Source organism: Pseudomonas ekonensis (assembly GCF_019145435.1).
GTDB lineage: Bacteria > Pseudomonadota > Gammaproteobacteria > Pseudomonadales > Pseudomonadaceae > Aquipseudomonas > Aquipseudomonas ekonensis.
The window spans coordinates 1,878,591-1,905,263 of record NZ_JAHSTS010000001.1 but is presented as its reverse complement, the minus strand read 5'-3'; the positions used below and the strand labels follow the sequence as shown (position 1 = coordinate 1,905,263).

General features: G+C 69.7%; 2 protein-coding genes (1 of these 2 cut by a window edge). Both read right to left on the bottom strand.

The window, feature by feature from the left end; all coding sequences use genetic code 11:
- Positions 1–13,609, bottom strand: partial view of a non-ribosomal peptide synthase/polyketide synthase gene (locus KVG96_RS08585; protein WP_217891616.1) — the 5' portion only. 7,451 nt of this gene lie to the left of the window's left edge; only the first 13,609 of its 21,060 coding nucleotides appear in the window; it begins with the start codon at positions 13,607–13,609; its stop codon lies beyond the left edge, outside the window.
- Positions 13,606–26,673, bottom strand: coding sequence for a non-ribosomal peptide synthetase (locus KVG96_RS08580; RefSeq protein ID WP_217891615.1), 13,068 nt, complete (start codon positions 26,671–26,673; stop codon positions 13,606–13,608). Before KVG96_RS08580 ends, KVG96_RS08585 begins: the two co-directional genes overlap by 4 nt.

Below are 26,673 nucleotides of genomic sequence, written 5' to 3'. Positions count from 1 at the left end.
GACGGGTCTGGGCCACATGGTTGCGGTACGGCACCGGCGCCGGCAGTTGCTCCACCTGGTCGAGCAGCACGGCGTTCATCTCGTGCTGCAGCACTTCAAGCGCCACATGGTCCATCACCAGGTGATGGAACAGCAGCAACGCCACCACGCGCCGGTTGTCCGCGTCCCAGGCATGCACCACCCGCATCAGCGGCGCCTGATCGACGGCCATGCGGTAGTGCCCGACATCGAAGCGGGCGCGCAGTTGCTCCAGCGCGTCACCGCCGCCGATGTCCAGCGTCAGCGCCTCGCTCACCAGCGGCGCCCGGCGCCAGACCACCTGCACCGGTTCGTCCAGCCCGTCGTGGAACAGCGACGTGCGCAGGATGTCGTGACGCTCGATCACCCGTTGCAAGGCCTCGACGAACGTATTCAGGCGCTGCTCGTCGGCAAACGCGAACTGCGCCTGCAGCACGTACGGATCGCCCTGGGTCGCCGACAGGTGATGGAACAGGATCCCGGCCTGCAACGGCGCCAGCGGGTAGAGGTCCTGCACGTTGGCCGCACCGCCCGGAATGCTGGCGACGATGCGGTCAATGGCGGCCTGGTCCAGCGCAACCAGCGGCAGCAGCTCAGGGGTGATCCGCCGGCAGTCCGGTGCGATGCGGTTGGCCGGCACCTCGACCTCCGGCGCGCGGCTCACGGCGGCGGCCAGTGCGGCGAGGGTCGGCTGACTGAACAGCGCATGCACATCCACCGCCAGCCCGGCACGGCGCATGCGCGCCGCCAGGTTGACCGCCAGCAGCGAGTGGCCGCCCAGTTCGAAGAAGTGGTCGTGGCGCCCCACCCGCTCGACGTTGAGCAGTTCGGACCACAACCGCGCGAGGGTGACTTCCACCTCGCCGACCGGGGCTTCGTACTCGCGCACGATCACCGACGCCTGGTCCGGCGCCGGCAGCGCGCTGCGGTCGACCTTGCCGTTGGGGCTCAACGGCCAGGCGTCGAGCCGCACCCAGGCCGACGGCACCATGTAGGCCGGCAGCCGGGCGTGCAGGTGCGCATGCAGGCTCTCGATGGCAGGCGCGTGTTCGCGGGCGGTGTAGTACGCGACCAGCCGCACATCCCCCGGCGCGTCTTCACGGGCCAGCACCACCGCCTCGCGCACGCCTTCGGCTTGCAGCAGGCAGGCCTGGATTTCGCCGAGCTCGATGCGCAGGCCACGGATCTTCACCTGGTCGTCGTTGCGGCCCAGGTACTCGATGGTGCCGTCGGCCCGATGACGGGCCAGGTCGCCGGAGCGGTAGATCCGTGCGTCGTCCCGCTCGCTGAACGGATCCTTGAGGAAACGTTCCGCCGTCAGGTCCGCACGGTTGAAGTAGCCCCGGGCGACCTGCACGCCGCCGATGCACAGTTCGCCGACCGAACCGCGCGGCACCGGTTGGCCATGGGCATCGAGAAGGTAGACGCGGGTGTTGCTGACCGGTTTGCCGATCGGCGGTGCGCCTTCCGGCAGCGCGGCGCCGGGCTCCAGCGTCCACACCGTGCTGTCCACCGTGGCCTCGGTCGGGCCGTAGACGTTGTGCAGCCGCACCTGCGGCAAGCGCTCGCGCACGCTGCGCACCAACGCTTCGGTCAGCTCGCCGCCCCCGCAGACGATGTCGGTGAGGCTGGCGCACTGACCGACCTGTTCCACGTCGAGGAACTGCTGCAGCAGCACCGGCACGAACTGCACCACGCCGACCCGTTGCTCGCGGATCACCTGCACCAGGTACGCCGGATCGCGGTGCCCGTCGGGGCTGGCCAGCACCAGACGCATCCCGGCGGTCAGCGGCCAGAACAGCTCCCAGACCGAGGCGTCGAAGCTGAACGGAGTCTTCTGCAGCAGCGCATGGCCTTCGCCCTGCGGACACAGCTGCGCGCTCCAGTGCAGCAGGTTGCTCAGGCTGCGGTGCTCGACCATCACGCCTTTCGGCGTGCCGGTGGTGCCAGAGGTGTAGATCACGTAGGCCAGGTGTTGCGGGGTCAGGCCTTCGGCCGGCAGGTTGTCCGAAGGCTGCGATTGCCAATCCGCCTTGTCCAGATCGACCACCGGTGCGGCGACGTCCCCGAGCAGCGTGCGGGTCGCACCGTGCACCAGCACCGCCGCCGGCGCGCTGTCCGCCAGCATGTAGGCCAGGCGTTCCGCCGGGTACGCCGGATCCAGCGGCACATAGGCGCCGCCGGCCTTGAGGATCGCCAGCAGGCCGACCAGCAGCTCGGGGCTGCGCTCGACGCAGATCCCCACCCGCGCATCCGGGCCCACGCCCAACCCGCGCAAGTGGCGGGCCAGACGGTTGGCCTGGCGGTTCAGCTCGGCGTAGCTCAACGCCTGATCACCGCTCTGCACGGCCACCGCATGCGGTGTGCGCAATGCCTGCGCCTCGAAGCGGCCATGAACGGTCTCATCCGCCGCGACGGCTGCATCGGTGGCGTTGAAGTCGGCCAGCAGTGTCCGTCGTTCGTCCTCAGACAGGATCTCCACCCGCTCAAGGATCGCCTGATCGTTGCCGGCCATGGCCCGCAGCAGTTGTCGGAAGTAGCCGACAAAGCGCTGCACGGTCGCCTCGTCGAACAGCGCCGTGGCGTATTCGAGCGAACCGCAGATCGAGCCCCGGGCCTCGCCCAAGGTCAGCGACAGGTCAAACTTGGCGACCGGGTTCTGACCGGCCAGGCCTTCCAGCGTCAACTCGCCCAGCGCCAGGTCCGGCGCCACGCTGCTGTCCCAGCCGAGCAGGGTCTGGAACAACGGGCTGTGGGCCAGGCTGCGCTCCGGCTTGACGATGTCCACCACTTGCTCGAACGGCAGGTCCTGGTGGGCCTGGGCTTCCAGCGTGCGGGCCTTGACCTGGGCCAGCAGCGCATCGGCGCTCACCTCGCCCGAAGTGTCGATGCGCAGGGCCAAGGTGTTGACGAACATGCCGATCAGCCCTTCGATCTCGGCCCGGCCACGGTTGGCCACCGGCGAGCCGATCACCACGTCCGTCTGGCCGGACAGCCGACCGAGCAGCATCGCCCAGGCGCTCATCATCACCATGTACAGGGTCACGCCGTGACGTTGGCTCAAGGCCTTGAGCCCGGCGCTCAGGGGCGCGTCGAGGATCACCTCGACGCTGCCGCCGGCATACGCCTGACGGGCCGGACGCGGACGGTCGGTGGGCAGCGAAAGCAGTGTTGGCGCACCGGCCAATGCCTGCTGCCAGTAGTCGCTCTGGCGTTGCAGCACTTCGCCGCTGAGCCAGCGGCGCTGCCACACGGCGTAGTCGGTGTACTGCAAGGCCAGCGGCGGCAAAGGATCGGGCCCGCCATGGCTGAAGGCCTGGTACAGCGCCGTCAGCTCGCGGGTCAGCACGCCCATGGACCAGCCGTCAGCGACGATGTGGTGCACGGTCACCAGCAGCACATGATGGTCATCCGCCAACTGCACAAACTGCCCACGGATCAACGGGCCCGTCTGCAGATCGAACGGTGCAGAGGCCTCACGGCCGATCAGCGTTTGCAAGGCCTCTGGCGGAGCGTTGCGCAAGTCCACGGTCGGCAGCGCCAGACCTTCGCTGTCCGCTGCGATCAGTACCTGCGCCTCGTCGTTCACTGCGGTAAAGCGGCTGCGCAGGGTTTCGTGACGGGCGACAATCCGCGCCAGCGAGCGTTGCAGAGCCTCTCCGTCGAGGCGCCCGCGCAGGCGCAAGGCAATCGGGATGTTGTAGGCGGTGTTGGCCCCTTCCATTTGCGACAGGAACCACAGCCGCTGCTGGGCGAACGACAGCGGCAGCGCCTGGTCGCGCGGCGCCGGCACGATGTCCGGCAAGGTGCTGCGGCCCGAACGGGACAGCACCTCGACCACCGCCGCCAGTTCGGCGTTGGCGAACAGGTCGCCCAACACCAGCTCGACGCCCAGGCGCTGGCGCACCTGGGACACCATGCGCATCGCCAGCAGCGAGTGCCCGCCCAGTTCGAAGAAGTGGTCGCGGCGCCCCACCCTTTCCACTTGCAGCACCTCGGCCCACACCTGCGCCAGCGCTTGTTCCAGCTCGCCCTGCGGCGCCTCGTACTCGCGGGTGAACAGCGCGCTGCGCTCAGGTTTCGGCAGGGCCCTGCGGTCGAGCTTGCCGTTGGCGGTCAGCGGCAAGGCGTCGAGCCGGACGAACGCCGACGGCACCATGTATTCCGGCAACTGGGTCAGCAGGTGCGCACGCAGTTCGCCGACCTCCAGCGGCTCGACCCCGCTCTGCGCGGTGAAGTACGCCACCAGCCGCACCTGGCCGGGCTCGTCCTCGCGGGCCAGCAGCACCGCCTCCTGGATGCCCGGCAGGTGGTTGAGGCGGTTCTCGATCTCGCCCAGTTCGATGCGCACGCCGCGGATCTTCACCTGGTCGTCGTTGCGGCCCAGGTACTCGATGGCCCCGTCTTCGCGCCAGCGCGCCAGGTCGCCGGTGCGGTACATGCGGCCGGGGTTGAACGGGTCTTGCAGGAAGCGTTCTTCGGTCAGCTCCGGCCGGTTGAGGTAGCCCCGGGCGACGCCGGCGCCGCCGACGTACAGTTCGCCGGCCACGCCGATCGGCACCGGGCGCTGCTGCTCGTCCAGCAGGTACACCGTGGCGTTGGCCACCGGGCGGCCGATGTGCAAGGTCTGCCCCGCCTCGATCAGGCCCGAGGTGGCGACCACCGTGGCCTCGGTCGGGCCGTAGTTGTTGACCACGTCGAAGGTCTGGCTGCGGCCGAACTGGCGCAGGCGGTCGCCGCCGATCAGCAGCGTGCGCAGGGTCGGGTGACCGATGTTCTGGCCGAAGGCGTACTCGGCCACCGGGGTCGGCAGGAAGCTGACGTCCAGCGGCTGCTCGCGCCACCAGCCGAGCAGCGCGTCGATGTCCTCGGCGCCGTCGTGGACCGGCGCCAGGTGCAGGGTCGCCCCTGCGCACAGCGCCGGCCAGACCTCCCAGGCCATGGCGTCGAAACCGAACCCGGCCAGGCTCGAGGTGTGGCGCCCGGCGCACAGGTCGAACGCCGCGCAGTGCCAGTCGATCAGGTTGCCCAGCGTCTTGTGCTCGACCATCACGCCTTTCGGCAGGCCGGTGGAGCCGGAGGTGTAGATCACGTAGGCCAAGTGTTCCGGGGTGAAGCCCGGCACCTGCGGGTTGCCGGCGTCGCCCGCCGGCCATTGCGCGAGGTCGAGGTCGAGCACCGGCACGTCCAGCGCCGGCAGGCGTGGGCGCAAACCGCTCTGGGTCAGCACGGCCACCGGGGCGCTGTCGCCGAGCAGGTACTCCAGGCGCTCGGCCGGGTGCGCCGGATCCACCGGCACGTAGCCGGCGCCGGCCTTGAGGATCGCCACCAGGCCGACCAGGGTGTCCAGCCCGCGGCGGGCGACGATGGCCACGCGGTCGTCGGGGCGCACGCCCAGCCCGGTCAGGTGCCGGGCCAGGGCGTTGGCCCGGCGGTTGAGGTCGGCGTAGGTCAGCTGCTCGCCGAGGAACGCGGCGGCCACGGCGTCGGGCCGCTGTTCGGCCTGGGCCTCGAAGCGTTGCGGGGTGGTGAGGCCTTGCGGATAGTCGGCGGCGGTGGCGTTGAAGCCGTGCAGCACTTGCTTGCTTTCCGCCGCCGTCAGGATCGTCAGTTGATTGATCGGCAGGTCTGCAGACTGCTCCAACGCAAGCGCCAGACGCTCCAGCGCGCCGTGCATGTATCCGCAGATCCGCCGGGCCTCGATCCCCGCCCCGGTCAACGCCGTCAGGCTGAAGTCCTCGCCCAAGTCATCGACGCTGAGGGTCACGGGATAGTTGGTGTGTTCCTCGGCCTCCAGCAATCGCATGCCCTTCCAGGCGTGCTCCGTTTCGGCCGAGGCCGAACCTTGCGCTGCGCTGTGGCGGTAATTGAGCAACGTGCCGAACAGCGGCGTGCCCGGCGCCATGGCGCTGCAATGCTGCACCAGCGCCAGTTGCACGTGCTCATGCTCAAGCAGTTGGTTCAAACGTTGCTGGACGGCCAGCGCGGCGGCCTTCACGGTTTGCCCGGTCAGGCCGATGCGCAGCGGCAAGGTATTGATGAACACCCCCGGCGAGCGCTCGACGCCCTCGCCGCCGTGCAGGCGGCCGAGCAGGACGGTGCCGAACACCACGTCGTCGCGGCCCGCCAGTTGCCCCAGCACCTGGGCCCAGGCCAGGTGCATCAGGCTGGCGACGCTGATGCCCAGGCGCCGGGCCTGGCGCCGCAGCGTGCGGCTGAGCGGATTGTCCAGCGTCAGGTGCGCCCGCGCCGTCTCGCCGCCCTGCGCGACATGGCGGCCATAGGGCACGGTCGCTTCCTCGACATCGCCGAGCATCGCCCGGAAGAACGCCTCGTGCGCCCGGTCGTCGAGGCCCGAACGCGTGCGGGCCACATGGTTGCGGTACGGCACCGGTTCCGCCAAGCGCTGTTCGTGACCGAGCAACACGGCTTGCATCTCGTGCTGCAGCACCTCAAGCGCCACGTGGTCCATCACCAGGTGATGGAACAGCAGCAGCGCCACCACGCGCCGGTTGTCCGCGTCCCAGGCGTGCACCAGGCGCAGCAGCGGTGCCTGATCCACGGCCATGCGGTAATGCCGGACATCGAACCGCGCGCGCAGTTGCGTCAGCGCGTCCCCCGCCCCGGCCGCAAGATCCAGCGTTTCGCTCACCAGCGACGCCTGGCGCCAGACCACCTGCACCGGCTCGTCCAGCCCTTCGTAGAAGAACGACGTGCGCAGGATGTCGTGACGGTCGATCACATGCTGCAAGGCCTCGGCGAACACGTTCAGACGCTGCTCGTCGGCGAAGGCGAACTGCGCCTGCAGCACGTACGGATCGCCCTCGGTGGCCGTCAGGTGATGGAACAGGATCCCGGCCTGCAGCGGCGCCAGCGGGTAGAGGTCCTGCACGTTGGCCGCGCCGCCAGGGATGCCGGCGACGATGCGGTCGATATCGGCCTGGTCGAGCGCAACCAGCGGCAGCAGCTCAGGGGTGATCCGCCGACAGTCCGGCGCGATGCGGTTGGCCGGCACTTCGGCTTCCGGCGCCCCGCCGACGGCGGCCGCCAGGGCGGCGAGGGTCGGCTGGTTGAACAGCACGCGCACGTCCGCCGTCAGGCCGGCGCGACGCATGCGGGCGACCAGATTGACCGCCAGCAGCGAGTGCCCGCCCAGTTCAAAGAAATGGTCGTGACGCCCGACCCGCTCGACGTTGAGCAGCTCGGACCACAATTGCGCGAGGGTGATTTCCGTCTCGCCGACCGGAGCCTCGTACTTGCGCACGCTCGCCGCAGCCTGATCCGGCGCCGGCAGCGCCTTGCGGTCAAGCTTGCCGTTGGGGCTCAGCGGCCAGACGGCCAGGTGCACGAACAGCGCCGGCACCATGTAATCCGGCAGGTGTTCGAGCAGCCGTGTGCGCAGGTCCTCCACCGACTGTTGTGCGCCGGTGTAGTACGCCACCAGCCGCTTGTCCCCCGGCACGTCCTCGCGGGCCAGCACCGCCGCTTCCTGCACGCCGTCCAGGGCGGTCAGGCGCGACTGGATCTCGCCCAGCTCGATGCGCAGGCCGCGGATCTTCACCTGGTCGTCGTTGCGGCCCAGGTATTCGATGTTGCCGTCGGCCAGCCAGCGGGCGACGTCGCCGGTGCGGTACATCCGCCCCTGCGGCCGGAACGGATCCTCCAGGAACCGCTCGGCGCTGAGCTGCGCACGGTTGAGGTAACCCCGCGCCACCTGCACGCCGCCGATGTACAGCTCGCCGACCACGCCCAGCGGCACCGGTTGCCGTTGCCCGTCGAGGATGTACATCCGGGTGTTGGCGATCGGTTTGCCGATGGGGGTGTTGTCCGGCGTGGTCTCGAGGGGCCCCGCGCAGTCCCACGCGGTGACGTCCACCGCCGCTTCGGTCGGGCCGTACAGGTTGTGCAGGCCGATGCCCGGCAACTGTTGCTTGAAGCGCCGCACCAGGCTGCCCGGCAGCGCCTCGCCGCTGCACATCACCTGACGCAGGCCGGCGCAGCGGGCGGTGTCGCCATGGGCGAGGAACACATCGAGCATCGACGGCACGAAGTGCAGCGTGGTGACGCGCTCCGCCGCGATGATGTCGCTCAGGTACTGCGGATCCTTGTGGCCCTCGGGCCGGGCCATGACCAGCCGCGCCCCGGTCATCAGCGGCCAGAAAAACTCCCACACCGACACGTCGAAGCTGAACGGGGTCTTTTGCAGCACCGTGTCTTCGGCGCTCAGGCGGTAAGCGTCCTGCATCCACAGCAGGCGGTTGACCACACCGGAGTGCTCGTTGATCACGCCCTTGGGCTGGCCGGTGGAGCCGGAGGTGTAGATCACGTAGGCCATGTGCTGCGGGGTCAGGCCCTGCGCCGGCAGGTTGTCTTGCGGTTGCGATTCCCAGACCGACCGGTCCAGGTCGACCACCTGTGCGGCGGATTCGCCGAGCACACTGCGGGTCGCGCCGTGCACCAGCACCGCCAGCGGCGCGCTGTCGGCCAGCATGTAGGCCAGGCGTTCCGCCGGGTACGCCGGATCCAGCGGCACGTAGCCGCCGCCGGCCTTGAGGATCGCCAGCAAGCCCACCACCATCTCCGGGCTGCGCTCGACGCAGATCCCCACCCGTGCATCGGGGCCCACGCCCAAGCCACGCAGGTGACGGGCCAGGCGGTTGGCCTGGCGGTTAAGCTCGGCGTAGCCCAGGGAGCGGTCGCCGCTCTTGACCGCCACGGCCTGCGGCGTGCGCAAGGCCTGGGCCTCGAACAGGCCATGGATCGTCTGTTGCAGGTCGTAGTCGACGTCGGTGGCGTTGAGATCGAACAGCAGCGCCTGCCGCTCGTCTTCCGCGAGCATCGGCACCTGCTCCAGCACCGCGTGGTCATCGCTGGCCATCGCTTGCAGCAGCCGCTGCAGGTAACCGAAGTAACGCACGACCGTCGCTTCGTCGAACAACGCCGTGGCGTACTCCAGCGTGCCGCGAAGCTCGCCTTGCGCCTCACGCAGGGTCAGCGACAGGTCGAACTTGGCGAAATGGCTGGGCTCGGCGACGCCTTCGAGCGCCAGGTCGTCCAGGATCAGGCGTTCGCCTTGACGGCTTTCCCAGCTGAACAGGGTCTGGAACAGCGGGCTGTGGGCCAGGCTGCGTTGCGGCTTGACGATGTCCACCACTTGCTCGAACGGCAGGTCCTGGTGGGCCTGGGCTTCCAGCGTGCGGGCCTTGACCTGGGCCAGCAGCGCCTCGGCGCTCAGCTCGCCCGAGGTGTCGATGCGCAGCGCCAGGGTGTTGACGAACATGCCGATCAGGCCTTCGATCTCGGCCCGGCCACGGTTGGCCACCGGCGAGCCGATCACCACGTCCGTCTGGCCGGACAGGCGCGCCATCAGCATCGCCCACGCGCCCGTCAGGGCCATGTACAGGGTCACGCCGTGGCGCTGGCACAACGCGTTGAGGCCGGCGGTCAGGCGTTCATCCAGAGTGATTTCGATCTGGCGGCCGGCATAGTCCTGCTGCACCGGGCGCGGCCGGTCGGTGGGCAGCGCGAGCAAGGCCGGCGCACCGCTCAGGGTCTGGCGCCAGTAGTCGCTCTGGCGTTGCAGCACTTCGCCGCTGAGCCAGCGGCGCTGCCACACGGCGTAGTCGGTGTACTGCAAGGCCAGCGGCGGCAGCGGATCGGGCTCGCCGTGGCTGAAGGCCTGGTACAGCGCCATCAGCTCGCGGGTCAGCACGCCCATGGACCAGCCGTCGGTGACGATGTGGTGCAAGGTCAGCAGCAAGACGTGGTGATCGTCGGCCATGCGCACCAGCCGTCCGCGGATCAGCGGATCGTCCTCCAGGTCGAACGGGGCCGACGCTTCGCCCTCGATCAACGCCAGCAACGCGGCTTCGGCCTGCGGGTGCCGGCGCAGGTCTTCAGCCTGCAACGGCAAGCCGCTGTCCACCGGGGCGATCAGCACCTGGGCCTCGTCATTGAACTGGGCGAAGCGGCTGCGCAGGGTTTCGTGACGGGCGACAATCCGCGCCAGCGAGCGTTGCAGTGCGTCTGCGTCGAGGCGCCCACGCAGGCGCAAGGCAATCGGGATGTTGTAGGCGGTGTTGGCCCCTTCCATCTGCGACAGGAACCACAGCCGCTGCTGGGCGAACGACAGCGGCAGCGCCTGGTCGCGCGGCGCCGGCACGATGCCCGGCAAGGTGCTGCGGCCCGAACGGGACAGCACCTCGGCCACCGCCGCCAGTTCGGCGTTGGCGAACAGGTCGCCCAACGCCAGCTCGACGCCCAGGCGCTGGCGCACCTGGGACACCATGCGCATCGCCAGCAGCGAGTGCCCGCCCAGTTCGAAGAAGTGGTCGCGGCGCCCCACCCTTTCCACTTGCAGCACCTCGGCCCACACCTGCGCCAGCGCTTGTTCCAGCTCGCCCTGCGGCGCCTCGTACTCGCGGGTGAACAGCGCGCTGCGCTCAGGTTTCGGCAGGGCCCTGCGGTCGAGCTTGCCGTTGGCGGTCAGCGGCAAGACGTCGAGCCGGACGAACGCGGACGGCACCATGTATTCCGGCAACTGGGTCAGCAGGTGCGCACGCAGTTCGCCGACCTCCAGCGGCTCGACCCCGCTCTGCGCGGTGAAGTACGCCACCAGCCGCACCTGGCCGGGCTCGTCCTCGCGGGCCAGCAGCACCGCCTCCTGGATGCCCGGCAGGTGGTTGAGGCGGTTCTCGATCTCGCCCAGTTCGATGCGCACGCCGCGGATCTTCACCTGGTCGTCGTTGCGGCCCAGGTACTCGATGGCCCCGTCTTCGCGCCAGCGCGCCAGGTCGCCGGTGCGGTACATGCGGCCGGGGTTGAACGGGTCTTGCAGGAAGCGTTCTTCGGTCAGTTCCGGCCGGTTGAGGTAGCCCCGGGCGACGCCGGCGCCGCCGACGTACAGTTCGCCGGTCACGCCGATCGGCACCGGGCGCTGCTGCTCGTCCAGCAGGTACACCGTGGCGTTGGCCACCGGGCGGCCGATGTGCAAGGTCTGCCCCGCCTCGATCAGGCCCGAGGTGGCGACCACCGTGGCCTCGGTCGGGCCGTAGTTGTTGACCACGTCGAAGGTCTGGCTGCGGCCGAACTGGCGCAGGCGGTCGCCGCCGATCAGCAGCGTGCGCAGGGTCGGGTGCCCGATATTCTGGCCGAAGGCGTACTCGGCCACCGGGGTCGGCAGGAAGCTCACGTCCAGCGGCTGCTCGCGCCACCAGCCGAGCAGCGCGTCGATGTCCTCGGTGCCCTCATGGACCGGCGCCAGGTGCAGGGTCGCCCCTGCGCACAGCGCCGGCCAGACCTCCCAGGCCATGGCGTCGAAACCGAACCCGGCCAGGCTCGAGGTGTGGCGCCCGGCGCACAGGTCGAACGCCGCGCAGTGCCAGTCGATCAGGTTGCCCAGCGTCTTGTGCTCGACCATCACGCCTTTCGGCAGGCCGGTGGAGCCGGAGGTGTAGATCACGTAGGCCAGGTGTTCCGGGGTGAGGCCCGGCACCTGCGGGTTGCCGGCGTCGTCCGCCGGCCATTGCGCGAGGTCGAGGTCGAGCACCGGCACGTCCAGCGCCGGCAGGCGTGGGCGCAAACCGCTCTGGGTCAGCACGGCCACCGGGGCGCTGTCGCCGAGCAGGTACTCCAGGCGCTCGGCCGGGTGCGCCGGATCCACCGGCACGTAGCCGGCGCCGGCCTTGAGGATCGCCACCAGGCCGACCAGGGTGTCCAGCCCACGGCGGGCGACGATGGCCACGCGGTCGTCAGGGTGCACGCCCAGCCCGGTCAGGTGCCGGGCCAGGGCGTTGGCCCGACGGTTGAGGTCGGCGTAGGTCAGTTGCTCGCCGAGGAACGCGGCGGCCACGGCGTCGGGCCGTTGTTCGGCCTGGGCCTCGAAGCGTTGCGGGGTGGTGAGGCCTTGCGGATAGTCGGCGGCGGTGGCGTTGAAGCCGAACAGCACTTGCTCACGCTCGGCCGTTGGCAGCACCGACAGTTCATGGACGGGTAGATCCGGCGTCTGCTCCAATGCCTGGACAAGGCCTTCCACGGCGCAATGCATGTAACCGCAGACCCGCTGCGGATCGAGCTGCGTGGAGGCCAGCAGCGTCAGGCGGAAGGCGTCGCCGAAATCGTCGACGCTGAGCGTCAGCGGATAGTTGCTGCGTTCCTCGGCATGCAGGTTGGTGATGCCTTCCCAGGCCGTCTGCGCCTGAGCGTGCGCAGCCGCTGCGCCATGGCTGTGGCGGTAGTTGAACAACGCGCTGAACAATGGCGTCGGCGCGGCCACCTGGCTGCACCGCTGGGCCAGCGCCAACGGCGCGTGTTCGTGGCGCATCAGGGTGGTGAGGCGCACGTGGGTCGCCTGGACGGCGGCGCGCACGCCCTGCCCGTCGATGTCCAGCCGCACCGGCAGCGTGTTGATGAAGATCCCCAGGGCCCGGTCAATGGCTTCGGCGCCTTGCAGACGCCCCATCAACACCGTGCCGAACACCACCGACGGCTTGCCGGTGAGCGTGGCCAGCACCTGCGCCCAAGCCAGGTGGAACAGGCTCGCCGCACTCACGCCGAGTTGCCGCGCCTGCGTGCGCAGGCGCTGCCCCAGCTCCGCCTCCACCGGCATGCCCAGCTCGGCGATGCCTTGACCGTCGCCCTGCACGTCCTGCAAGCCGAACGGCAGCGTCGGTTCGTCGATGTCGCCGAGCATGTCGCGAAAGAACGCCTCATGTTCCGCTTCGCTGATGCCCAGCCGCGCCTGGGCCACGTAGTTGCGAAACGGCACCGGCCGCCCCAGCCGTGCGCCCTGCCCCGAGAGGCACTCGCGCATCTCGTGGCTCACCACCTCCAGCGCCGAGTGGTCCATCGCCATGTGGTGGTACAGCAGCGTGGCGATGATGCGTTGCCCGGCGGGGTCTTTGGCATAGGCCAGACGCAGCATCGGCGCCCGGCTGACGTCCAGGCGGAAGTGCCGCGGGTCGAAATGCGCGTTCAGTTGCGCCAGCGCGTCGGCTTCGCCGTCCTGCGGCACGAACTCTTCCAGCGGCAGGTGCGCCCGGCGCCACACCACTTGCAGCGGCGCATCCAGGCCTTCCCAGACCACGGCGGTACGCAGGATGTCATGGCGGTTGATCACGGTCTGCAAGGCCTGGGCGAACGCCTGGAAACGCTGCATGTCGGTGAACGCGAATTGCGCCTGCATCACGTAAGGGTCGCCTTCGCCGCCGCTGGCGTGGTGAAACAGGATGCCCTCCTGCAGCGGCGCCAGGGGGTAGATGTCCTGCACGTTTTCGGCGCCGCCCGGTACCTCGGCGACGAGGTGGTCGAGGGTGTCCTGGCTCAGTTCCGCCAGGGTGACCATCACCGGGGTGATGCGGGTGGTGCCGGGGACGATGCCGTTGGCCGGCACCTCCACCTGGCCGTGCTTGGCGGCCGCATAACCGCCGGCCTTGATCAGTTCGATCAGCGCAGCTTTGTGCTCACGCAGCAGCGCCAGCACCGCCGGATCGCTCAGGGCCTGTTTGTTGCCTTGCACCCGCAGTTGGTCGTCCGTGACCGCCAATTGGATGTCTTTCGCTTTGAGTGTCGCCAACAGTTCGATCAGGTTCACAGAACGATCTCCATTCTTTCCGTAGTTGCCGCGTAACCGGCCAGGGTCGGGTGTTCGAACAGCGCCCTGACGTCGGCTTCCATGCCTTCTTGTCGCAACCGGCCGATCAGACTGACCGCCAGCAGCGAGTGCCCGCCCAATTCGAAGAAATGGTCGTGCCGGCCGATCCGCTCCACCTTGAGCAGTTCGGCCCACAGCCGCGCGAGGATGATTTCCGTTTCACCCTGCGGGGCTTCGTATTCGCGGGTGATGACCGAGGACTCGTCCGGTGCCGGCAGCGCCCGGCGGTCAAGCTTGCCGTTGGGGCTCAGCGGCAACGCCTCCAGGTGCACGAACGCGGTCGGCACCATGTAGTCCGGCAAACGCGCCAGCAGATGGCTGCGCAGGCTCGCGGCGTCTTGCCGCTCGCCGGTGCAGTAGGCCACCAGCCGCTTGTCTGCGGACGCCTCTTCGCGGATCAGCACCACCGCCTCGCGCACGCCGTCGGCCTGCTCCAGGCACGCCTGGATTTCGCCCGGTTCGATGCGCAGCCCGCGCAGTTTCACTTGATCGTCGTTGCGCCCCAGGTACTCAAGCTGGCCGTCGGCCCCGTACCGGACGATGTCGCCGGTGCGGTACATCCGGGCGCCCGGCCGGCCGCTGAACGGATCCTTGAGGAAACGCTCGCCGGTCAGGTCCGATCGGCCCATGTAACCCCGGGCCACCTGCACCCCGCCGATGTACAGCTCGCCCGCCACACCCAGCGGCACCGGCTGTTGCCCGGAATCCAGGACGTACAGCAGCGTGTTGTCCACGGCGCGGCCGATGGGCGGCGCGTGCTGCGCAACCGCAGCGGACGGATCCAGCGTCCACACCGTCGCATCCACCGTGGCTTCGGTCGGGCCGTAGACGTTGTGCAGCCGCACTTGCGGCAGACGCTCGCGCACCTTGCGCACCAGCGCGGCGGTCAGTTCCCCGCCGCCGCAGAACACATCGGTGAGACGGGTGCACTGGCCGGCCTGCTCAAGCTCGATGAATTGCTGCAGCAGCGCCGGCACGAACTGGATCACGCTGATGCGCTGCTCGATGACCAGACGCACGAGTTCGGCCGGGTCGCGGTGGTCGTCCGGACCGGCCAGCACCAGCCGCAGGCCGGCGGTCAGCGGCCAGAAAAGCTCCCACACCGACGCGTCGAAACTGTACGGCGTCTTCTGCAACAGGGCGCCGTCCGCCGCCTGCGGGCAGTGCCGGGCGCTCCAGCGCACCAGGTTGACCAGGCTGCGGTGTTCGACCATCACGCCTTTCGGCCGCCCGGTGGTGCCGGAGGTGTAGATCACGTAGGCCAGGTTCGACGGGCTCAGGCCCGACACCGGCGGGGCCGTGTCCGGGTTGGCCTGCCAGGTGCAGCGGTCGAGGTCGATCTGCGCCACCCCGGTGCCCTCCAGCAGGGCGCGGGTGGCGCCGTGCATCAGCACGGCCACCGCTGCGCTGTCCTTGAGCATGTAGGCCAGGCGCTCGGCCGGGTAGCCCGGATCCAGCGGCACATAGGCACCGCCGGCCTTGAGGATCGCCAGCAGCCCGACCACCATGTCCGGCCCGCGCTCGACGCAGATCGCCACACGCGAGTCCGGCCCGACGCCCAGGCCTTGCAGGTGACGGGCCAGGCGGTTGGCCTGCCCGTCCAGCTCGGCGTAGCTCAGGCGCTGCCCGCCGCACTGCACCGCCACGGCCAGCGGCGAACGTTGCGCCCGGGCCTCGAACAGCGCGTGGACGGTCTGCTCCAGGTCGTGGCCGATCTCGGCGGCGTTGAGGCCGTGCAGCACCTGGCGGCGCTCCTCGTCCGGCAGCACCGCCAGCCGGTTCAACGGTTGCTGCGGTGACTGCTCCAAGGCGTCGACCAGCGCCGTCAGCGCCTGTTGCATGTAGCCGCACACCTTCGCGGCGCCGATGCGAACCGGGGCCATCGCCGTGATTCTGAAGTCGCGGCCCAGGTCATCGGCATTCAGCGACAACGGATAGTTGGTGCGCCCTTCACTGGCGAGGGTCTCGATGCCCTCCCAAGCCTGGCGCACCGCCTGTTGCGGCTCGTCGTTTTCGCTGTGACGGTAGTTGAGGATCGCGCTGAACAACGGTGACGGCACCGGCACGCCGCTGCAACGCTGGGCCAGGGCCAACGAGGCATGCTCATGCCCCAACAGCGCCGTCAGCCGTTCATGGGTTGTCTTGACGCCGATGCGCACGCCGGTCTCGCCCAGATCCACCCGCAACGGCAGGGTATTGATGAACATCCCCAGCGCACGGTCGGCGCCAGCGCCGGCCTGCATCCGGCCCAGCAGCACGGTACCGAACACCACCCGATCCTGGCCGGACGCGGCGCCCAGCACCCGTGCCCACGCCAGGTGGAACAGGCTGGCCGCGCTCACCCCCGCGAGTCGCGCCTGGCTGCGCAGACGCAGGGACAGCGCCGAAGGCAACATCTGGCGGACCTCTTCGAGGTCATGCCCGCCCCCCTGCACATCCAGCAAGCCAAACGGCAGCGTCGGCTCGTCGACATCGCCGAGCAGGTCACGGAAGAACGCTTCGTGCTCCTGCTCGCGGGTGCCTAAACGGGTCTGGGCCACATAGTTGCGATACGGCACCGAAGCCACGGGCACGCGGTCGTCGCCCTGCATGATGGCCTGGATTTCCTGGCGCACCGTGTCCATGGCCGTGTGGTCCATTTTGATGTGGTGGAACAGCAGCGTGGCCACCACCCGGCCGTTGGCCGGATCCTGCACATGCACCAGCCGCATCATCGGCGCCTGACTGATGTCCAGCCGCACCTGCCGCGCATCGAACCGCGCCTGCAACTGCCCGGCCACGTCCCCCTGCGCCGGATCCACCGTCACCGCTTCGAGCGACAGCGCGGCATGGCGCCAGACCACCTGCACCGGCGTCGCCAGCCCCTGCCAGACCACGCCGGTGCGCAGGATGTCGTGCCGTGCGATGACTTGATCGAGCGCCGCGGCGAAGGTCGCCAGCCGCGCCGGGCTGTCGAACGCCAACCGCGATTGCAGCAGGTACGGGTCGCCCTCCACGGCGCTCAGGTGGTGGTAGAGAATCCCCTCCTGCAACGGCGCCAGCGGGTAAATGTCCTGCACGTTGGCCGCACCGCCCGGCACCGTGGCCACCACCCGGTCGATGCTGTCCTGATCCAGTTCGATCAGGGTCAGAAGGTCCGGAGTGATGCGGGTGCAACCGTCCGCAATGCGGTTGGGCGGCACGTCCACTTCGCGCCCGCTGCCCACCGCAGCGGCCAGCGCCGCCAGGGTCGGCTGGCTGAACAGCACGCGCACATCGGTGCTCAGGCCGATCTGACGCATGCGCTCGATCAGGCTCACCGCCAGCAGCGAATGCCCGCCCAGTTCGAAGAAGTGGTCGTGGCGGCCGACCTGCTCCACTTTCAGCACGTCCGCCCAGATCTGCGCCAGCGCGGTCTCGACCGGGCCCTGCGGCGCTTCGTAGCCACGGCTCAGCCAGGCGTCCGGCCCCGGCTCGGGCAAGGCCCTGCGGTCCAGTTTGCCGTTGGCGGTCAGCGGCAAGGCGTCGAGCCGCACGTAGGCCGCCGGCACCAGCGCCTGCGGCAACAGGCTGTGCAGATGGCTGCGCAGCTCGTCGATGCCGACCGCTGCCTGGGCGGTGAACCACGCCAGCAATTGCCCGTCGCGCACCAGCGCCACGGCCTCCTGCACCGCCGGATGGCGGGCCAGCGCCGCTTCGATTTCGCCCAGCTCGACCCGCACGCCGCGCAGTTTCACCTGATCGTCGTTGCGGCCCAGGTACTCGATATTGCCGTCGGGCCGCCAGCGCGCGAGGTCGCCGGTGCGGTACATGCGCGCCTGGGGCTCATCGCTGAACGGGTCGTCGAGGAACCGTTCGGCCGTCAGTGGCGCCCGGTTCAGGTAACCCCGCGCCACCCCGGCGCCGGCCACGTACAGCTCGCCGGCCACGCCGACCGGCACCGGACGCTGCTGCTCATCCAGCAGGTAGATCCGGGCGTTGGCCATCGGCTTGCCGATGTGCAACGCGCCGCCCGCCTCGACCGGCCCGGAGGTGGCGACCACCGTGGCTTCGGTCGGGCCGTAGTTGTTGACCACCGCGAAAGTCTGCTCGCGGTTGAACTGACGCAGCCGGTCGCCGCCGATCAGCAAGGTGCGCAAGGTCGGGTGCTGCAGTTCGCGGCTGAAGGCGTACTCGGCCACCGGCGTCGGCAGAAAGCTCACCTGCAACGGCTGCGCGCGCCACCAGTCGAGCAGTTCGTCCAGGTGCTCGTTGCCGACCGCGGCCGGCGGCAGGTGCAGGGTCGCGCCCATGCACAGCGCCGGCCAGACTTCCCAGGCCATGGCGTCGAAGCCGAACCCGGCGACGCTGGCGGTGTGGCTGCCGGCGTGCAGGTCGAAGGCTTCGGCGTGCCAGTGCACGAGGTTCTCCAGGGTCGAGTGCTCGACCATCACGCCCTTGGGCTGGCCGGTGGAGCCTGAGGTGTAGATCACGTAGGCCAGGTGCGCCGGGGTCAGGGTCGGCACCTGCGGATTGCGGTCCGGCTGCACTTGCCAGTCACCGGCGTCCAGGTTCACCACCGGCAGTGCGCCGGTCAGGTGCAGGGTCGATGTCTGCGCCAGCACCGCCACCGGGGCGCTGTCCTGCAACAGGTAGGCGATGCGCTCGGCCGGGTACGCCGGATCCACCGGCACATAACCGGCGCCGGCCTTGAGGATCGCCAGCAGCCCCACCAGCATGTCCGGGCTGCGGTTCACGCAGATCGCGATGCGGTCGTCCGGCCGCACGCCGAGGCCGAGCAGGTGATGGGCCAGGCGGTTGGCGCGGCGGTTGAGCTGAGCGTAGGTCAGTTGTTCCGCGCCCTGGATGACCGCAGGCGCCTGCGGGTTGCGCTCGGCCTGGGCCTCCACCAGGGCATGGATCGTCGCGCCCCGGGGATAGGCCGTCACCGGCGGGTTGAAGCCTTCCAGCAGGCTCGCCTGCTCGTCGGTCGAGAGGATCGGCAGACGGTTCAGCGCCACCTCCGGCGACTGTTCCAGCGCTTCGACCAGGCGCTCCAGCGCCGTGTGCATGTAGGCGCAGATGCGCTGCGCGCCGATCCCGCCCGCCGCCAGCACCGCGAGGGCGAACCCTTCGCCCCGGTCATCGACGCTCAGGGTCAGCGGGTAGTTGCTGCGCTCTTCGCCGCCCAGCAGCTGCACGCCCTCCCAGATCCCTTCGCCGTCACGGGCCTGGTGTTCGGCCGCGCTGTAACGGTAGTTGAGCAGTGCGCTGAACAGCGGCGACGAGCCCGGCACGCCGCTGCAACGCTGGGCCAGGGCCAGCGAGGCATGCTCATGGCCGAGCAGCGCGGTGAGCCGGGCATGCACGGCCTTGACCCCGTCGCGCACGCCTTGGCCGACATCGACCCGCAACGGCAAGGTGTTGATGAACACCCCCAGCGTCCGGTCGGCGCCCTCGCCGCCTTGCATCCGGCCCATCAGCACGGTGCCGAACACCACGTCGCGCCGATTGGCCAGCACGCCCACGACTTGCGCCCAGGCCAGGTGCATCAGGCTCGCGGCGCTGACGCCCAGTTGCCGTGCCTGACCGCGCAGGCGAAGGCTCAGGCCGTCGTCCAGCGGTTTCTGGGCTTCCTCGATGTCGCGTCCGTCGCCCTGCACGTCGTGCAGGCCGAAGGGCAGCGTCGGCTCGTCGATGTCGCCGAGCATGTCGCGGAAGAACGCCTCATGTTCCTGTTGGCCCGCGCCCAACCGCGCCTGTGCCACATAGTTGCGGTACGGCGTCGGCGCGGCCAGTGCGTCGGCGCGGCCGAACATGAACGCGCGCATTTCCTGGCCCACCACCTCCATGGCGGTGTGGTCGAGGATCAAGTGATGGAACAGCACGATCGCCACCACCCGTCGCTGCGCCGGATCCTCGGCGTAGACCATGCGCAGCAGCGGCGCGCGGCTCAGGTCGAAGCGGTGACGGCGGGCGTCGAAGCGTTGGTGCAGCTGTTGGAGGATGTCGCCGTCCGCAGGCGCCAGCGCCACGTGCTGCAACGCCAGGTCGGCATGGCGCCAGACCACTTGCTGCGGGCTCGGCAAGCCTTCCCAGACCACGCTGGTGCGCAGGATGTCGTGACGGGCGATGACCTTCTGCAACGTGGCGGCGAAGGCATGCAGGCGCTCGACGCTGTCGAAGGCCATGCGCGATTGCAGCAGGTACGGGTCGCCCTCTTCGGCGCTGAGGTGGTGATACAGGATGCCCTCTTGCAGCGGCGCCAGCGGGTAGATGTCCTGGACGTTGGCGGCGCCGAACGGCACCGTGGCGACGATGCGGTCGATGGCGGCCTGATCCAGGTCGGTCAGTGTGAGCATGTCCGGGGAGATGTGCGTGCAGCCGTCGGGAATGCGGTTGGCCGGCACGTCGATCTCGCGTCCGCTGCCGACGGAGGCGGCCAGCGCCGCCAGGGTCGGCTGGCTGAACAGGGCGCGCACGTCGGTGCTCAGGCCGATCCGGCGCATGCGTTCGATCAGGCTGACCGCCAGCAGCGAGTGGCCGCCCAGTTCAAAGAAATGGTCGTGCCGACCGACGCGCTCGACCTTGAGCAAGCTCGCCCAGATCTGCGCCAGGGCGGTTTCGACCTCCCCCTGCGGCGCTTCGAAACCACGGCTGATCAGCGCCGCCCGGTCCGGCGCCGGCAAGGCCTTGCGGTCCAGCTTGCCGTTGGCGGTCAGCGGCCAGGCGTCCACCCGCACGAAGGCGGACGGGATCATGTAGTCCGGCAGGTGGCCTTGCAGGGCGGCGCTCAGCTCGGCGGCGGTCGGCGGCGAATCGTTGTCGTGCGCGGTGAACCAGGCCACCAGGCGCTTGTCGCCAGGTTCGGCCTCGCGCACCCGCACCACGGCTTCGCTGACGCCGGCGCAGGCGGCGAGCCGGGTCTCGATTTCGCCCAGTTCGATGCGGAAGCCGCGCACCTTCACCTGGTCGTCGTTGCGCCCCAGGCACTCCAGTTGACCCGGCGCCATCCAGCGTGCGAGGTCGCCGGTGCGGTAGAGCAACGCACCGGGCCGGTTGCTGAACGGATCCTTGAGGAATTTCTCGGCGGTCAGGTCCGGCCGGTTCAGGTAACCCAGCGCCACGCCGTCCCCGCCGATGTACAGCTCACCGGTCGCACCGCAAGGCACCGGCTGTTGCCGGGCGTCGAGCACGTACACCTGGGTGTTGGAGATCGGCCCGCCGATGGACACGCTCTCGGCGTCCGCCGCCACGTCGCGTACCTCGAAGGTGGTCGCGTAAGTGGTGGTTTCGGTCGGCCCGTAGCAATGCACGATGCGCAGGTCCGGCGCCTCGGCCCGCAGACGGCGGAACGCTGCCGGATCGCCGCGCTCGCCGCCGCACAGCAGGATGCGCAAGCCTTTGAGCGCCTGCGGGATCAGTTGCACGTACTGGTTGAACAGCGCGGTGGTGACGAACAGCACCGTCACGCCGGACGCCGTCAGCGCCCGGCCGAACGCCTGCGGATCAAGCAAGGTACGGTGGTCGATCACCACCACCTGGCCGCCGTTGAGCAGCGCGCCCCAGACGTCCATGGTGCTGGCGTCGAACGCCGGGTTGGAGGCGAACGCCACCCGGTCTTCGGCATTGAAATCGGCATAGCCGTTGTTGATCACCAGCCGCGCGACAGCGCGGTGCGGCACCAGCACGCCTTTGGGGGTGCCGGTGGAGCCGGAGGTGTACATGATGTACGCCACCGATTCGGACGACTGGCGCAGCTCCGGGTTGTGCACCGGGTGATGGTCCAGCGCCAGGGTGTCGAGGTCGAGGCGCCACGGGGCGTATTCGGCGGCCTCGTCGGTGCGGGTCAGCAGCATGACGGCCCGGCTGTCCTGCGCCATGAACGCCTGGCGCTCGGCCGGGGCGTTGATGTCCAGCGGCACGTACACCGCCGCGCATTTGCCGATCGCCAGTTGCGCCACCAACAGGTCCAGCGAGCGGGGCAGCAGCGTCGCCACGCTGTGGCCCGGCTGCACGCCCAGTTCGATCAGGTAGTGGGCGAGCCGGTTGGCGCGCTGGTTGAGCTCGCGGTAGCTCAACTGCGCATCGCCCTGCACCGCCGCCAGCGCGTCCTGACGCAGCGCGGCCTGGGCTTCGAACAGGCGGTGGACGGTCTGCCTGCACGGGTATTCGCGGCCGGTCAGGTTGAAGCCCACCAGCAGCCGCTGGCGTTCGCCCGGCGACAGCACCGACACCTGATGCAGCGGCCTGGCCGGGTCGTGCTCCAGTGCGTCGGCCAGCCCCAGCAGGGCCGTCTGCAGCAAGTGGCAGACCCGCGCCCCATCCACCCGCGGCACGGCCTGCACCGTCAGGCGCAGCCCTTGGCCGAAGTCGTCGACGTTGACCGCCAGCGGGTAGTTGCTGCGCTCGCGGGAGCTGAGGACGTGGATGCCGTCCCAGTCCAGCGCCGGCGCCTGCGGCGCGCTGTGACGGTAGTTGAGCAAGGTGCTGAACAGCGGCGACGAGCCAGGCACGCCGCTGCAACGCAGGGCCTGGGCCAGCGAGGCCTGTTCATGGCCGAGCAGCTGCGCCAGCCGTTGATGGGTGGCGCGCACGCCCTCTTCCACCGGCACCGACCCGGCGCCGACCCGCAGCGGCAAGGTGTTGATGAACATGCCCAGCGCCCGGTCGGCGCCCTCGCCGCCCTGCATCCGCCCAAGCAGCACGGTGCCGAACACCACGTCGTCGCGGCCGGACATCTGCGCCAGCACCTGGCCCCAGCCCTGGTGCACCAGGCTCGCCAGGCTGATGCCGAGCCGTCGGGCCTGTCCGCGCAGACGTCCGACGAGGCTGTCGTCCAGGGCCATCTCGCTTTCGATGACGGTGCTGCCGTCGCCGAGCACGTCATGCAGGCCGAACGCCACGGTCGGCTCCTCGATGTCGCCGAGCATCTCGCGGAAGAACGCCTCATGGGCCTCGGCCCCCGCGCCAAGCCGGGCCTGCGCCACGTAGTTGCGGTACTGCACCGCCGCCGGCCCTTGGGCGGCGCGGTCGTTGAGGGCGTCGCCCATCTCCGCCACCAGCACCTCCAGGGCGGTGTGGTCGAGCACGATGTGATGCAGCAGCAAGATGCCGACCCAGCGGTTGCGTTGCGGGTCCTGGGTGTAGGCGAAACGCATCAGCGGCGCGTGCTCGAGATCCAGGCGATAGCGGCGCGGATCGAAGCGCGCCTGCATCTGGCGCAGGACATCGCCTTCCAGCGGATCGACATCGACCCGCTCCAACGCCAGCGGCGCCTCGCGCCAGACCACTTGCACCGGCTCCTCGAGGCCTTCGCGGACCACGCTGGTGCGCAGGATGTCGTGACGGGCGATGACGCTGTTCAAGGCCCGCACGAACGCCTTGACCTGGGTCAGCGTATCGAAGGCGAACTGCGCCTGGAGCACGTACGGGTCGCCCTCGACGGTGGCCAGGTGGTGGTAGAGAATCCCGGCCTGCAACGGGGCCAGGGCATAGATGTCCTGCACGTTGGCGACGCCGCCGGGCACGGTCTCGACGATGCGGTCGATGGCCGCCTGGTCCAGCGTGGCCAGCGGCAGCAGGTCCGGGGTGATGCGGGTGCAGCCAGGTTCGATGCGGTTGGCCGGCACGCTGACCGTCTGCGCCGCGCCCAGGGTCGCCGCCAGCGCGGCCACGCTCGGCTGGCCGAACAGCACGCGCACGTCGCAGTGCAGGTCCTGCTGGCGCATGCGTTCGATCAGCTTGACCGCCAGCAATGAATGGCCGCCCAGCTCGAAGAAGTTGTCATGCCGGCCGACCGAGTCCAGCCCCAGCACCGCCTGCCAGATCGCGGCGATGCGGGTCTCCGTTTCGCCGACCGGCGCTTCGAAGCCACGACGGGCGAAGGCATCGCCGTCGGGCTGCGGCAGCGCCTTGCGGTCCAGTTTGCCGTTGGCGGTCAGCGGGAAGGCGTCGAGCCGCACGAACGCGCTCGGCACCATGTAGTCGGCCAGCGACAGCAGCAGGCGGTCGCGCAGTTGCGCCGCGCTCGGCTCAAAGCCCTCTTCGGCCAGCCAGTACGCCACCAGGCGTGGCTCGCCGGGGTTGTCTTCGCGGGCGATCACCACCGCTTCGCGCACCCCTTCGCACTCGGCCAGGCGCGCTTCGATCTCGCCCAGTTCGATGCGGAAACCGCGGATCTTCACCTGGTCGTCGTTGCGTCCCAGGTATTCGAGGCTGCCGTCCGCCGCCCGGCGCGCCAGGTCGCCGGTCTTGTACAGGCGGGCCTCGGCGCGGTGGCTGAAGGGGTCGGCGATGAAGCGTTCGGCCGTGAGGGTCGCGCGGTTCAGGTAGCCGCGGGCCACCCCGGCGCCGCCGACGTACAGCTCACCGGCCACACCCACCGGCAGCGGTTCGCCGCGGGCGTCGAGCACATACAGTTGCAGGTCGGGGATGCGCACGCCGATCGGGCTGGCGCCGACCGATCGGGCGTCCCCCGCCTCCAGCGGTCGATAGGTCACGTGCACCGTGGTCTCGGTGATGCCGTACATGTTCACCAGCCGGGTGCCGGCGTTGCCGACCCGCGCGTACCAGGGCTTGAGCGAGCCGGGCTCCAGCGCCTCGCCGCCGAAGATCACCTCGCGCAGGGAATGCTGCAACGGGCTGCGGCCCTGGGCCGCGATCAGCTGGCGGAACGCGCTGGGCGTCTGGTTGAGCACGGTGACGCCGGTGCGGCACAACAGCGCGTAGCACTCGTCCGGCGAACGGCTGATGCGCTGCGGCACCACCAGCAACTGCCCGCCGAACGCCAGCGCGCCCCAGATCTCCCACACCGAAAAGTCGAAGGCAAAGGAATGGAACAGCGCCCAGACGTCCTTCGGGTTGAACTGGAACCAGTCGTGGGTCGCCGAAAACAGCCGGGCCACGTTGCGGTGCTCGACCATCACCCCTTTGGGCTGGCCGGTGGAGCCGGAGGTGTAGATCACGTAGGCCAGGTGCGCCGGCGTCAGCTCCGGGATCTGCGGGTCGAAGTCCGGTTCGGCCTGCAGGTCGTGGTCGTCGAGGTCGACCCTCGGCGCCGTGGTTGCCCCCAGCCGGTCCCGTGTCCCGGCCTGCATCAGCACCGCCATGGGCGCGCTGTCTTTGAGGGTGAAGGCGATCCGCTCCAGCGGATAGGCGGGATCGATGGGCACATAACCGGCGCCGGCCTTGAGCACCGCCAACAGGCCGACGATCATCTGCGGGCCGCGTTCGACGCAGATCGCCACCCGGTCGTCCGGGCGGATGCCCATGGCCAGCAGACGGTGGGCCACCCGGTTGGCCTGGCGGTTGAGCCCGCCGTAGCTGTAGGTCTTGCCTTCGGACAGCAGCGCCACGGCCTGGGGCCGGCCCTGCGCGTGGGCTTCGAACTGCTGGTGGATCAGGGGCGTGTCGGGGAACGTGCGCAACGGCGCGTTGACGCCGTGCAGCAGGTATTCGCGCTCGGCGGCCGGCAGGATGTTCAGGCTGTGCAGCGGCGCCTGCGGGCGCTCCTGCAAGGCATCGGCCAGGCTCTCCAGCGCCGTGTGCAGGTAGCCGGCGATGCGCTCGGCGCCCAGGGCCTCGTCGGCCAGCGCGGTGATGCGCAGGTCCAAACCCAGATCGTCGATGTTGACGGTCAGCGGGTAGTTGGTGCGCTCGCGGGCGCCCAGCACCTGCACGCCCGGCGCCAGGTCGATCACCTCGGCCACCTCTTCGGCGCTGCTGTGGCGGTAGTTGAGCATGGCGCTGAACAGCGGCGTCGGCACCGCCACGGCGCTGCAACGCTGGGCCAGCGCCAGTGGGGCCTGCTCATGGGCGAGCAGCGCGGTCAGGCGCCGGTGGGTCGCCAGCACGCCGTCGCGCACGCTGCCGTCGCCGACATCCACCCGCAGCGGCAAGGTATTGATGAACATGCCCAGGGCCTGTTCGACACCGTCGCCCGCCTCCATCCGCCCCAGCAACACGGTGCCGAACACCACCGCCGTGCGCCCGGACAACTGCCCCAGCACCCGCGCCAGCGCCAGGTGCGTCAGGCTCGCCACGCTCACCCCCAGTTGCCGCGCCTGCCCGCGCAGGCGCAGGCTCAAGCCGCCGTCGAGCATGCGCCAGGCCTCTTCGATGCCCTGGCCGTCACCTTGCACGTCGTGCAGGCCGCCCGGCAGCGTCGGCTCGTCGATGTCGGCGAGCATGTCGCGGAAGAAGGCCTCCTGCGCCGCCTCGTCCGCCTCCAGACGGGCCTTGGCCAGGTGGTTGCGAAACGGCACCGCCGCCGCAACCTCTTCGCCGCGGCCGAGCAGGTGCGCCTGGATTTCCCGGCGCACCACGTCGAGGGCGACGTGATCCATGATCATGTGGTGGAACAGCAGCAGGGCCACCACCCGGCCGTTGGCCGGATCTTCGGCGAACGCCAGCCGCAGCAGCGGCGCCTGTCGCAGGTCGAGGCGAAAATGCCGCGGGTCGTGCCGCGCCAGCAGTTGCGTCAGCACGTCCCCGTGGCCGTCAAGCGGGACTTCTTCGCAGACCAGCGGCGCCTCGCGCCACACCACTTGCAGCGGTTCGTCCAGGCGCTCCCAGACGAAGGAGGTGCGCAGGATGTCGTGGCGGCCGATCACCCAACGCAACGCGTCGGCGAACGCCTCCAGCCGCTCGCGGCCGTCAAAGGTGAACCGCGCCTGGGACACGTAGGGATCGCCCTCGGCCGCCGACAGGTGCAGGTAGAGCAGGCCCTGCTGCAACGGCGCCAGCGGGTAGATGTCCTGCACGTTGGCCGCCCCGCCCGGCACGGCGGCGACGAGGCGGTCGAGGGTGTCCTGATCCAGTTTCGCCAGCGGCAGCATGTCCGGGGTGATGCGCAGCGCCGGGCTCTGCCAGTCGCCGCCGTGGCGGGCGACCAGCTCCAGCAATTGCGCCTTGTGTTCGGCGAGGCTGTCCCACAACGCATCGTCCAGCGCGTCGTCGTTGCCCAGAATGACCAGATCTTCATCGTCCTGTTGAAGGCGGATCGCATGGGTGGAGATAACAGCCATCAGTTCACTGAATTGCAT

What these genes read in the sequence shown, in the direction of transcription:
- KVG96_RS08580 (WP_217891615.1), bottom strand. Translation starts at nt 26,673, where the DNA reads ATGCAATTCAGTGAACTGATGGCTGTTATCTCCACCCATGCGATCCGC.